The organism is Alkalihalobacillus deserti (genome assembly GCF_020734105.1).
In the GTDB taxonomy this organism is placed as follows: domain Bacteria; phylum Bacillota; class Bacilli; order Bacillales; family Bacillaceae_D; genus Halalkalibacter; species Halalkalibacter deserti.
Window position 1 is genome coordinate 277,860 of record NZ_JAJAFR010000004.1, and the last position, 12,230, is coordinate 290,089.

At 34.7% G+C, this 12,230-nt stretch carries 12 protein-coding genes and 1 riboswitch; of the genes, 6 read left to right on the forward strand and 6 right to left on the reverse strand.

Translation table 11 applies throughout. The features are described 5' to 3' along the window. Positions 1-7: 7 nt before the first annotated feature. Together LDX58_RS25915 and LDX58_RS10250 are read right to left on the reverse strand one after the other, a co-directional pair. Positions 8-145, reverse strand: coding sequence for a hypothetical protein (locus LDX58_RS25915; RefSeq protein WP_372459142.1), 138 nt, complete (start codon positions 143-145; stop codon positions 8-10). Positions 146-410: 265 nt separating this feature from the next. Beyond that, positions 411-1,028, reverse strand: a complete 618-nt coding sequence (locus LDX58_RS10250) for a class I SAM-dependent methyltransferase (protein ID WP_227936741.1) — start codon at positions 1,026-1,028, stop codon at positions 411-413. Between the two features lie 349 nt (positions 1,029-1,377). Between LDX58_RS10250 and LDX58_RS25920 the strand changes: the two genes are divergently transcribed. Next, the gene (locus LDX58_RS25920) at positions 1,378-1,500 is read left to right on the forward strand and encodes a hypothetical protein (protein WP_265416626.1); all 123 of its coding nucleotides are present in this window, start codon (positions 1,378-1,380) and stop codon (positions 1,498-1,500) included. Between the two features lie 584 nt (positions 1,501-2,084). Here LDX58_RS25920 and LDX58_RS10255 read toward each other — a convergent pair. Next, the gene (locus LDX58_RS10255) at positions 2,085-3,356 is read right to left on the reverse strand and encodes an MFS transporter (RefSeq protein ID WP_227936742.1); all 1,272 of its coding nucleotides are present in this window, start codon (positions 3,354-3,356) and stop codon (positions 2,085-2,087) included. Positions 3,357-3,655: 299 nt separating this feature from the next. Further along, positions 3,656-3,838 (reverse strand): helix-turn-helix domain-containing protein, encoded by a 183-nt coding sequence (locus LDX58_RS10260; protein ID WP_227936743.1) that lies wholly within the window; start codon positions 3,836-3,838, stop codon positions 3,656-3,658. Positions 3,839-4,179: 341 nt separating this feature from the next. Here LDX58_RS10260 and LDX58_RS10265 point away from each other — a divergent pair, with 341 nt between their 5' ends. The 4 genes from LDX58_RS10265 to LDX58_RS10280 all read left to right on the forward strand — a co-directional run bounded on the left by LDX58_RS10265 (position 4,180) and on the right by LDX58_RS10280 (position 8,489). Continuing rightward, entirely contained in the window at positions 4,180-4,596 is a 417-nt protein-coding gene (locus LDX58_RS10265; RefSeq protein WP_227936744.1) for a universal stress protein, read from the forward strand. 438 nt (positions 4,597-5,034) lie between these two features. Continuing rightward, positions 5,035-6,495, forward strand: coding sequence for a SulP family inorganic anion transporter (locus LDX58_RS10270; protein ID WP_227936745.1), 1,461 nt, complete (start codon positions 5,035-5,037; stop codon positions 6,493-6,495). Positions 6,496-6,686: 191 nt separating this feature from the next. After that, positions 6,687-7,103, forward strand: a complete 417-nt coding sequence (locus LDX58_RS10275; protein ID WP_227936746.1) for a universal stress protein — start codon at positions 6,687-6,689, stop codon at positions 7,101-7,103. A 225-nt stretch (positions 7,104-7,328) separates the two neighbouring features. Beyond that, positions 7,329-8,489, forward strand: a complete 1,161-nt coding sequence (locus LDX58_RS10280; RefSeq protein ID WP_227936747.1) for a GNAT family N-acetyltransferase — start codon at positions 7,329-7,331, stop codon at positions 8,487-8,489. 99 nt (positions 8,490-8,588) lie between these two features. Here the strand turns inward: LDX58_RS10280 and LDX58_RS10285 are convergent, their stop codons facing one another. Both LDX58_RS10285 and LDX58_RS10290 read right to left on the reverse strand, forming a co-directional pair. After that, positions 8,589-9,308 carry a DUF421 domain-containing protein gene (locus LDX58_RS10285; protein ID WP_227936748.1) on the reverse strand — a complete coding sequence of 240 codons (720 nt, stop codon included), beginning with the start codon at positions 9,306-9,308 and terminating at the stop codon, positions 8,589-8,591. Positions 9,309-9,505: 197 nt separating this feature from the next. Then, a complete protein-coding gene (locus LDX58_RS10290; protein ID WP_227936749.1) occupies positions 9,506-10,399 on the reverse strand; it encodes a DMT family transporter in 894 nt (297 codons plus the stop codon). Positions 10,400-11,303: 904 nt separating this feature from the next. Between LDX58_RS10290 and LDX58_RS10295 the strand changes: the two genes are divergently transcribed. Then, positions 11,304-11,717, forward strand: a complete 414-nt coding sequence (locus LDX58_RS10295; protein WP_227936750.1) for a GNAT family N-acetyltransferase — start codon at positions 11,304-11,306, stop codon at positions 11,715-11,717. A gap of 366 nt (positions 11,718-12,083) precedes the next feature. After that, positions 12,084-12,229, forward strand: a riboswitch (cyclic di-AMP (ydaO/yuaA leader). Position 12,230: the final 1 nt, after the last annotated feature.

Consider the following 12,230-nt stretch of genomic DNA (forward strand, 5'->3'; position numbering starts at 1 on the left):
GAGATGTTTAAAATTGCTTCACTAGCTTCATTCCGATAATATCACCTGCATAGGCTTCATTAATAATACTTCGACTCTGCGCTAGAAATTGAGTAGGCTGGGCTAATTTCATGGTTTTCTCTGTTCGAACATGATTCACACTCATTCCTCTTATAAACTTTTATCATGTGCAAGATATCGAAAGCGTAAGATTGCATTACCAAACATTAGATCATTGGGCTTTGCGTTACAAAGAGTTAATGTACTAGTCTAATTGTAAAGTAAATATGGGAGTGTTTGGTGTAGAGGTTAATGCGAGCACAAACAATAATGTTTGATGCTAGCGATTAAGGCTATCATGTAAAATCATGACTGAATAATGAAGAGCGTGTAGGAGCTACTTTTCTTAAGTAGCTTCTACTCCTACTTTTTCAGTTTCTTTTTTTACATACAACCACTCCTAGAGGATAAAAAATATCCTCTCTTTTCGGCTCGATTGTCACACCTCGTTGATAATAATATTCAACCTTTTCAAAAGAAATAAATAGTGAACGGAATTCGTTCTCTGTAAGTTGATGATAATGAAAGGGGGATCCGCTCGGTTTACTACGACCTTGCCCAAATGGAGTTGAAAGAACAAGCGTGCCACCGGGTTTTAATAATTGATTTAATCGCTGCATAAACTCTTGATCATCTGGAACATGTTCAATTGTCTCAAAGGATAAAATCGTGTCAAATACCCCAATCTCAGTAACAAGTTCTGGATTTAGGGCATCCCCCGTTCGAAAACTTACCTTAGGATGATAATAATTTTTTTTTGCGTATGCAATGGAATCTTCAGCTACATCAACACCGACGATCTCTATAACGTCAGATTTACATGTTTTTGCAACCATGACACTGCCATAACCAGTTCCACAAGCGATATCAAGGACTCGTCCGTTTGCATAAGGCGTGGCAAAATAATAACGAGCGATATGCTCTAACAGCATTCCATTAGTAGGTTTCATTTCTTTGGGAATTATACGTTCACCTGTATCTTCTAACACAACGATCACCACAATCTAATAAGATATCATTATAATAATTAAAAAAGGCCTAAATATGCAACTGTTATAATTGAATATAATTAAATGAATATGATATGATTTATATAAAATCCTCTATAATACTCTATAACCTCATATATTCTTTTATTTTTCCTTGAATCCAAATTATAGGGGAGAAATATCTTGAAAGAAGACCCATTAAACTTCACTAAATCAGAAAAATAGGAATTAGACAAACTGAAGAAACAATTAACTAAACCAATAGATGATATAGAATTAAAAAGAGTTATTACCACAATGACGTTCATTCGTGAAAACGCTTTCTGAAGAACGGAAAAGGAGTGAAACTGTGGCAATAGAAAATAATCGTGATTATAGAAAAGAAGTAGAGCGACTTGAAAAAACAAAAGAGTATATTGAAGAAGTTTTAGAGAAGTCTGTGAAAAACAAAGAAGTTTGTTCAAGGATATGAAACAAGCAATGGTTGATCTCAATTATTTGGATAGTAGTTTAAGTTATGTCAATATTTTAACTAATGCTCGTTTTCTTGAATGACCAATCGGGACTTGGGAAGTGAAGTGAAACGTTTATGAGATAATAAGATTAATACAATATCGATTATTGGCAACGAAAAAAGAGTGTGAGACGGGTCAAAAAGGTTCTTTCTAAATACACAGAAATAGCATATCAAATTCTTAAGGACTCTGGTGGAATGAATTAAAAAGAAAATGTTATAAGCTACAGTAAGGTTTGTTGACATTTAATCTTTTACTGATACATTAATGGAACTACCTTGTGCAGTAGAACGTATGTAATATCAGGGTCATAGTGATAGCTTTGTAAGCTGTCCATTTTCAACTACTGGTATGGAACCAATATCATACTGGTTTATTAAAAAGTAGCTTCTTTAATTGGATTAACTGTAATAACATTAGTCAACTTTAATTCATTTAAATTTTGTGACATGTTGTAGTCACTCCTTCATTTGATTTGGTTTTTAATGCTAAGAAAATAGTCGCTTCATTGTAAATGGTTGGCTTCTAGTTCTTACACTTGTTACGAAGCCCACTGTTTATTATTCGTTTTTTTAGGTTTTTTAGTAAGGAATGCACAAAACAATCCGATAACAGGAAACACAAGTAACAATAGTAAAATTTGCGTGTAACTTTGGCACATATCATATCCTATTCCTAGAGGTAATGGACCGAACGAAGAGGCAATAACTGTAACCGTTACGGCAACTCCTTTGATACTACCAAGGTATTTTCGACCGAAAAAATTAGGCCAAATGATATTGAGTGTAATTCGTTCAATCCCGTTGGCTACGCCCCATAACAATCCAAAAAGAATCGCAACCGAAACTTTGTTTGTATATAGTAATATGATCAAAAGAAGAATCTCTAGTATAAAGATGGTAACGAGTAAAAGATTGGTTTTAACTTTCTCTAAAATAAATCCAGAAATAAAAGAGATAGGAAAACCAACGATTGCCATCAAACTAAGAACTGTAGCTGCTATTTGAGGAGTCAATCCACTTTCTCCAAGGATCGAGATAAGGTGAAATGTAATACCAGTATTGACAAGTGCTGGTATTCCTACGCAGATTAAAATTGACCAAAAAGCTACTGTTTTAGTAGCTTGCTTTAGTGTCCAATCTTCTTCTGCAACCGGAATATTTGCTGAATTCTTTTGTGTTGTACTTTTTTCTTGTATGGCTCCATCAGGAAGTAATCCGATATCTTCTGGTTTGTTACGCACCCCGAAAATGACAAGTGGAACAAAGAAGAACAATAACAAACTGCCCCAGATTTGCCAAGATGTCTGCCAATCCCATTGATTAATCATCCAAGCATTAGCAATCGGAAAAAATGCAGCACTCAAAAAGCTACCAATCGCCATGAAACTCATGGCACGTCCACGTTTTTGAATAAACCATTGTGGTACCAATGTATTTGGAACAAGTGTCATACTTCCTTGACCAAATAAGCGAATGAGGAAGAATCCAATCGCCATCATCCAAATGTTAGAGACAAAACTATTAAAAAAGCAGGCAAATCCAAGAATTGTCCCAACAACCGCCATCATCGTTCTTTGGCCTAATTTGTCAACCAAACGACCGATAAACATCATTAAAATGCCAGCACAAAATGTAGCAATTGAATAGATACCTGAAATCTCAGAGCGAGACCAACCAAAGTGGTCTATATATTGATCAATATAGACAGAATTGGAATAGGTTTGCCCAGGTCCAGAAAAAAAGATTCCAAATCCAGCTATAAAGACGATAACCCAGCCATAATAAAAGGATTGCGACAATTTTTGTATCATGATGTAACACCTCTATTTTGATTTCGCGTCTAGAAACAATAGGAAGTAAAGCCCTTATTGCTTTGATGGATGGTTGGGTTTAACTTATCTAAAGAAGAAAAAGGAGTCAGTCCATTAAGCGAAGCAGTATCAATTAACTGTCTTACTTGTTTATTATTTAATTATTAGCAGTTTGATAGTTAATCGAAGAATGAGCCTTCAATTATATAATACTAGTTAAGCTGGTGAAGCGAAAAACCATAGAAAATGAAAGACCTTATGACTAATCATAAGGATTTTAGGCAAAAACGATTTAGTATTTATAATCTTTCTCCATTTTTTAATTTTTCAATAAAATCATTTAAATCTTCTTTTTTTACTCGCCAATGACGTCCAATTTTAAATGCTGGAATCTTTCCTTCTTGAACTAATTTATATGTGGACATTTCACTTAGTTGAAGATACTTTGCTACTTGAGTAACAGTCATAATTTCTTGTTCCATTGAAACCCCTCCGGTCAAAGTCTACGTATTCATTATCATACTATAACTAGAGTTTAAATGCATGGACTCGTTAAAATCCTCCTTTTTAATATGTTGAATTACTTAATGAATATTTGACACAATTTTTTTTCTATGTGAATAAATATAAAGGACGGTGACATTTTTTTAATTTATTTTAATAACATATCATTCCAGGAAAATTCTCAATAATTAATTGATGATTATTGATTATTTTTTAAAAGATAATTTTTAGAGAGAGGAATGTTCGAGGTTTTAGCGAATATAGTTTATCAATAAAAAAGAAAGCGTTTTCATTAGTCTGGTGATAGGGAGTGATCTATATGTTCAAGAAAGTTCTCCTGGCTGCTGATGGTTCCAAACATGCTCTAAGTGCAACTGATAAAGCAATAGAACTATTAGGAGGAAATAAAAGTTTTGTTGATGTTATTTACGTGGTTAGTGGTGAAGATTCTAAACGTGATGTTTTGCACCATACAACAAAACAAGAAATTAACGCTAGAAGAAGACGAAAATTAACAGAAGTGGAAAACAAGTTAATAAGCAAAAACATTGACTATAATGTTCATATTTTACACGGAGAGCCGGGTCCAACGATTGTTGAATTTGCAAATAATGCTCATTATGATTGTGTAGTTATAGGAAACCGAGGGTTAAATCCATTTCAAAGTTTAGTTTTAGGAAGTGTTAGTCATAAAGTTGCGAAAAGAGTGCAGGCTCCGGTACTCATTGTTAAATAATAAGAGTGTTTTCAAGTTACAATCTAAATGAAGAAAGATTCAGGCTGTTAAATATAACTGGTTTTCTTTAATGGATTAATCTATAGCCTATTTTCCGAGAGCTGAATACTGTTGAAACTGAACCTAGAAACTATGTGGGTTCTTTTTTTGTTAAACAAAACTAATGAAATGCTCAGTTCCCTTCATAAGTATATGGTTTAATTAATCTAGATTGAGGTTGTATACTATTTAATTTAGGCTTTTTTGTGACTGTTCTATATAATATAGAGAAATAATGAGTATTTTAAAGTATAAAAGAGGTAAAATATTATGTTACACGCTTACATGAAAGTTTCAACTTTTAAAGGATGGTGGTAAGATACTTTTGTTAATAACGGACCCGGCTTTTGTGAGAGTCAAAAGTCGAACTAAAAAATAATTATGAAAAGAGGTGCTAGATTGAACATTCAATCTATTAAACAAGAATGGTTTGGTAATGTAAGGGGCGACGTTCTTGCTGGGTTAGTTGTTGCGCTTGCTCTAATCCCAGAAGCGATTGCGTTCTCGATCATTGCCGGTGTTGATCCGATGGTAGGGCTTTATGCCTCATTTTGTATCGCGGTTGTCATTGCCTTTGTAGGTGGACGACCTGGGATGATTTCAGCAGCAACTGGGGCAATGGCTCTATTAATGATCACCCTTGTAGCTGATCATGGCTTGCAATATTTACTCGCAGCAACCATTTTAACAGGTGTGTTGCAAATCTTATTTGGAGTATTTAAGCTAGCAAGAATTATGAAATTTGTACCACGTTCCGTAATGGTAGGTTTCGTTAATGCTTTAGCCATCTTAATTTTTATGGCGCAGTTAGAACAGTTTGAAGGAGCAACGTGGTTAATGTATGTGTTAGTTGCTGCTACATTATTTATCATTTATGGTTTACCTAGAATTACAAAGGCAGTCCCATCGGCACTTGCTGCAATTGTCGTTATTACAGCAGTTGCAATCTTTGGGGGCTTTAGCGTTTCAACAGTTGGCGATATGGGTACGTTAACTCAAGCACTTCCAATGTTTTTAATCCCTAGTATTCCGTTAACACTTGAGACATTATTAATTATTCTTCCTTATTCACTTGCTTTAGCCATTGTTGGTTTACTTGAATCACTGCTAACAGCTAATATCGTTGACGATATGACAGATACAGAGAGTGATAAGAACAAAGAAAGTCGTGGACAAGGAATTGCCAATATTGTTTCAGGCTTTTTCGGTGGTATGGCAGGTTGTGCGATGATCGGACAGTCGGTTATTAATGTTAAATCAGGTGGTAATGGACGTTTGTCATCGTTAGTTGCAGGGGTTTTCCTCATGTTCTTAATCATCGTATTAGGTGGGATTGTTGTTCAAATTCCAATGGCAGCTTTAGTTGGTGTAATGTTCATGGTTGCATTCAGTACATTTGATTGGAGTTCTGTGCGTAATATTCATAAGCTTCCTCGGACAGATGCAATAGTAATGGTGGTTACGGTTGCTGCAGTTGTGTTCACACATAACTTAGCGATTGGTGTTTTTGCAGGGGTATTATTAAGTGCAATCTTCTTTGCTGCAAAAATTTCTAAAGTTCATATAGAGAAAAGTTATATAAACCATTTAGATAAACAAGTCTATAAAATCCATGGTCAAATCTTTTTTGCGTCCGTAACTGATTTTGTGAATAAATTTGATTATAAAGAAGATGTAAAGAATGTTGAAATTGATTTATCCAATGCTCATCTTTGGGATGACTCAGCAATCGGAGCGCTAGATAAAATTGAAGGGAAGTTTGAACAGAGCGGCATTAAAGTCGAATTTGTTGGACTTAACTCTGAAAGTGAAAAATTAAAAGACCGAATTGGTGGTTTATCAAAAGCCTCAGGTCACTAATTAACCTAAGGGCAGAAGAACTGATCTTCTGCCCTTTTTATAGACGTTACACGATGAAGGCTTCTGATTATCTGGAGAATGAGGCTCTTGTGAATTATATAAGGAGAATCAAAGAACTTCCTTTACAATGGAGCACTGCTTGATTAACATGAAAATATCAAAGATGAAGAAAATCTTAGGAGGGTTCCCCTATGTTTAAAAATATTTTACTCGCATCAGATGGTTCTGTACATTCTATTCGTGCGGCTGAAAAAGCAGTTGCCTTAGCGAAACTACATCAAGCGAAAATTGACTTAATCTATTCAATCGATGGATCAACGTCAAAGTCTGATGTTCTAACAAATAATAGTAAATATGAAGTGGAAATAAAGCGCAAAGAAAAACTGGCTCCAGTTGTTGAGTTATTAGAAAAAGAGGAAATTAATTATCAGATCCATATGATTCATGGTGAACCAGGGCCTGCGATTGTTGAATTTGCCAATAAAGGCAATTACGATTGCGTCGTTGTTGGTAGTCGTGGTTTGAACAAGCTACAAACGATGGTGCTTGGAAGCGTCAGTCATAAGATTGCTAAACGTGTGGAGGTCCCTGTATTAATCGTAAAATAAAAGGCGAGAGGATGAGTGTATGATGCTCATCCTCTTTTTTTAATAGAAAAGAGAGTGAAATACAGGGTGGGTTTCAATGTACTCAAAAAAGAACAGAGGCTACGTTTATTTCTCAAAATACGGCTCTGAGGTTTTTCCTTAATAAATAAGAGGAATAAAGGAATGAAACCAAGAAAATATAGATAGTTGCAAAACTATAATAAGAGGAAAAAGGGGTGTTAAAAGATGACACTTATAAAAGTAGGAGAGGACAGATATTTAGAAGCGATTCGTTTATCCGAATATGCCTTTCAATATAAAGTAGCCGAAGATCAAATTGCTGAACGTCTTGACGTGTTAAAAAAACACCATCAGTTATTTGGTATGATCGAAGAAGAGCAATTGGTTGCGAAACTTCACTTCCTTCCATTAGACATTTATCTGGGCGAGAAAACTTTTAAAATGGGTGGAATCGCGGGCGTTGCCACATACCCTGAACATCGCCGGAAGGGCTATGTAAAAGAGATGCTTATAGATATTCTTAACAAAATGAAGGAAGAGGATTTCAGTGTATCGATGTTGTTTCCATTTTCCGTTCCCTTTTATAGAAAATATGGGTGGGAGCTCTTTTCAAATAAGCTTACTGTGACTATGTCTAAATCAGACTTGCAATTTCAAAAAGAAACGTTTGGTACAATGAAACGTTTTTCCGAAGATCCACCATTTCATGACTTAGCTAGGGTCTATGAACAATACGCAATGAAGTTTTCTGGTATGTTAGTTCGTGTTCAGGACTGGTGGGATAAAGTTGTCAAAGATAAGCAAGTGGCTATATACTATGACGCTAATGAATATGCAACAGGTTATCTTATTTATAAGGTCAAGGAAAAAAGAATGAAGATCAAAGAAATCGTATCATTAAATGCAGAAGCAAAGAGAGGGCTATGGAATTTCATTTGCCAACATGATTCGATGATTAATGGCCTTGAGATGAGTACATATGAAAGGGAACCATTCTTATTTTCGTTAAATGAACCTAGAGTAAAAAGAGATGTATCCCCTTATTTTATGGCGCGAATTGTTGACGTAGAAAAGTTCTTAAGGGAGTATTCATTTGATTGGAGTAAGCAGAATGACGAGATTGTATTAGAAGTCTCGGATGAGTATGCGCCTTGGAACAACCAGATCTTTCGAGTGAAGAAGGATGGAATTTCTATTGTAGAACAACAAGTTGAGGCAGAGAAGCTGATTAAGCTCTCGATTAACGCTTTAACAACCATGCTCTTTGGTTATAGAAGACCAGAGGAATTAGCGCAAATTGATCAAATTCATGCTGAAGACGATGAGTTAAAAAAGCTTGAACTAGTCATTCCTCATAGAAAACCGTTTTTTTATGATTTCTTTTAGATCGAAAAAGCAAACCGAGTTATTCGGTCTGCTTTTGTTATGTTAGTAGAGATGTGTGAAGAGTAACCATTAAAAAAGCATAAACAATTTGTTACCTATTTACTGCAGATGTTTAGGAATAGGAGCATTGTGTTTTTCTAAATCAATTTCCTTAAACAGGTCGATATCACTTTTCTTAGCAGTTGTTTTTAGTTGATTGTTCAGCTCAGTTATTTGCCTTTGAAGTTTCTCAACTACATTTGTTTGTTGATTAGAACCAGATAGCTGTTGTTGGACATAAGATTGTGTAGGTAGTACTTGATTAACAAGGGTCTTAAGCTGTTGTATTTCTTCTTTTAAAGTTTCGATATCTTTTTTTGTTGAGGATTTTGCATCATCTTTCAGGATAAAACCTATTTGCCCATTTGGTTCAATTGTTGCCCATTTGACATCACTGATTTTTGAGATGCTATTCAAACGTAACTGTGTTTCTAATTGATCCACAGTTAATCTAACGCTACGTAAATTATTTAATTTTAAGTTTCCATCCTCAATTAAAATTTTTGATGTGCCGGTTATAAGTTGTTCGATAAAGTCCAATTTAAGTTGTGTATATTCAACAATAATCAGTGTAATGACAAGCAGGGAACCAACAAATAAAGTCGTCCATATATTCTTACCTGCAAGGGGTTGGATAAGTAAGGAACCAATTCCGATCATAATAACGGTTTGAGCAAGCGTCATTTGAGAGATTGACTTTCGACCTGCTACTCGTAAAAGAACAGTTCCAGCAATAACGATTAAGACTGATTTCCATATCCAATTTAAGTCAAAATCCATAAGAACAAATCTCCTTTTAAGTCAGTACTTGTTAGCATATTCAGAACTTGAAAATTTATTCTCTACTAAGATACAGTTCATAAATAGAAAGCGTTTTGCACAAATCTCGATCACATTCTCGATTATCAGACTGAATAAAGCGGGACAATAATGTAAATTGCGAAGATGTAGAAACGAAAAAAAAACTGGGGAGCGAGTTACGTTTCTCCAGTTTTCTTCGTTTTATTTTTTTTATCACCTAAAGACAACATTAAAATAGAAACGATTAAAATAATGGCACCTGTTGTATTTTGTATGGTCAGTTCAATCGGAAAAAACGGAAATGAGATGATCGCAAGTAAAACTGGACTAAATGCTCTCGTTACATTAGCGATCGAAAAACGTAAGTACTTTAAGGCTTCATATAAGAAGATGGTACCAATAAAACCTGAGAAGAGGGAGGATACGACAATATAACCTACTCCGTTTAATGGATAGTGCCCATCAAATAATTGACCAGAAAATAAAGCATACATAGAAACGAACAATAAGGTTGTGCAACTATTAGTAAACAAAATTGAATTTGAGGTTCTATTTTCAGATAAGGTTTTTTTTATAAAAACGTTTGTTAAAGCAAAGAAGAAAGTGTATAGAATTGCAAAAAAGCTACCTAGTAAGTTCGTTTGATAGTTTCCACCTTTTTCAACAAATAAGAAAACGCCCGCTATAGCAATGATGATAAAAATAATCTCATTTCTTGAGAGTCGCTCTTTTAAAATAAAAACGGATAACAAAACGGCAAAAACGGTGTAAAACCGGCCAATAAATCCTATTTCAACGGGTGTAAGTAAGTCCATACTAACAAATAAAAAAATTACGCCTAAAGAATTAAAAAGAGCCAACATCAACATATCTTTTTTGAAATAAAACTGAACCTTCTTCTTTGTGAAAAAGCCGAGCAAGTAGCTAGCGATAATAATTGTTAACGCATTGATCATCGCAGCTTTTGCTGGTGATATTTGTATTAATCCAAACTTAGCGAGTAATGGACCGGTTGCAACGGCTAAAACGGAAAGTAGATTAAAAACATGTCCTCTTTGTGTATGACTCATATGTCCCCCCTAAGAAATAACCCGTCTAACCTTTTTGTCTAAGCAAGCAAGGATTGTGTATAAATGAATTTTAAACGATCTCAGAATTTTGTACTCTTTATTATATTCTTTAGTACTCACTTATAATAGGTTTTATTTAAGAATTAGTTTAAATTCAGACGTTAATTAGAAACTGATACTTATCTTTACTTGTCATATTTGCTGTAATAATTAGTGTTTAAGGATTTATCGTTTAACGGAAAATAGAAGCAATGGTAATCCTGTTATTACTTCATTTATCTTTGTTTTCGCTGTCCCTTAATCCCAATCTCTTATTCTCATACGTAATTTGAAGTCTATGAATATGTGCTTCTACATTAGGTTGATAGTAGATGGGAAGACCGTCGATGTATGATTGACGGTCTTCTGCTTTTAACTCATCCAAAGTTAAAGTGAATTTGGAAAGACCTCATTTACTTTTCTCGTTATAACCGATGCGAACTCCTTTTTTATTGCGTTTATTCATTAATTTTATTAAAAAGTCTATTGCCTCTATTGTTATTTTCATCTTTAAACACCCTCATTGTTTTGTCTTTCATTGTAAACAGAAAGAGAATCTAAAACAAGGTTGAGCTAAGTGATTTCTTAACTCGTCATGATGGGGGATTTATTAATGGTTAAGGGTTGTTGTTTACAATGTCATACATTGATTAATAATCACCAAGGATTTGACTAGCTAGAAAAAATCATTATATTATACTATTTTACGTCCTCAAATGAGGAAGAACATGGAGCATGCTTTATAAACCGTTTGATTTGATAGGATAGTAGCTGGGTATATCTTAACCAATATATAAGTCAGTTCACAACTCTGTGACTGAATTAGAGGCATAAGGTGGTTAATTTTTACAGAGTGGAGGAAAAAATGTTGAATATTACATATGTAACAACCTTACCCCCTAAAGAAGTGTTCTTTGAACTGTATCAGACAACAGGCTGGATTCAGGCAAGTATGTTTAATCAAGATGAACTATATAAGGCAATGAAGAATAGCTGGTGTATAACTGCAGCCTATGACAATAAAGAGAAGCTTGTTGGTTTTGGACGCGTTATTTCTGACGGGGTGTATCAATCATTTATTACAGATATGATGGTCCATCCAGATTATCAAAAACAAGGAATAGGTAGTTCGATGTTGAAATTTTTAATTGAGAAATGTCGGCAGAATGGAATGAAGTGGATTCAACTATCTTGTGCACAAGGAAAAATGGATTTTTACACAAAACATGGTTTTTCTGCTAGACCGGTAGACGGGCCAGGAATGCAAATCTTTCTTTAATCATGTTGTGAAATGCTGAAACAATTAGTTTCTATGAGACAAAAACAAATTTGAATACCCTAAAAAGAGGTGCTTCAACAAGCACCGCTTTTTAAACATGGTTAAACGGAGATTACATTTTTTAGGTTGGTCAAAAAAACTTGCTTCCTTGGTTGATTCTGTTTATAGAAACAGGGTAGGCTCATGCGGGTTTTAAAGAGGAAATATCACAAAGATAGCCAAACAATTACAGAGTTGCTACTTAGGGGCCTGGGATCCTTAATCTATTCATTAGACGACTGATGGAGTCATTCGAATTAATGGGCAAAAGATTGATTGACAAGATCGAGAAACAGGAGTAAATTCTCTTTAACAACTAAATAGTAATACCTTTATTCGCTTAAACTGTTATCCAGAGCGGGGGAACCAATATCGACAACTTTGTTGCCGTGGGGTGAATCTTACTAAGTTAGAGGGGATACTCTCAGTCCCTAATCCGACAGCTAACCTCGTAAGCGTGATTTTGGAGAGAAG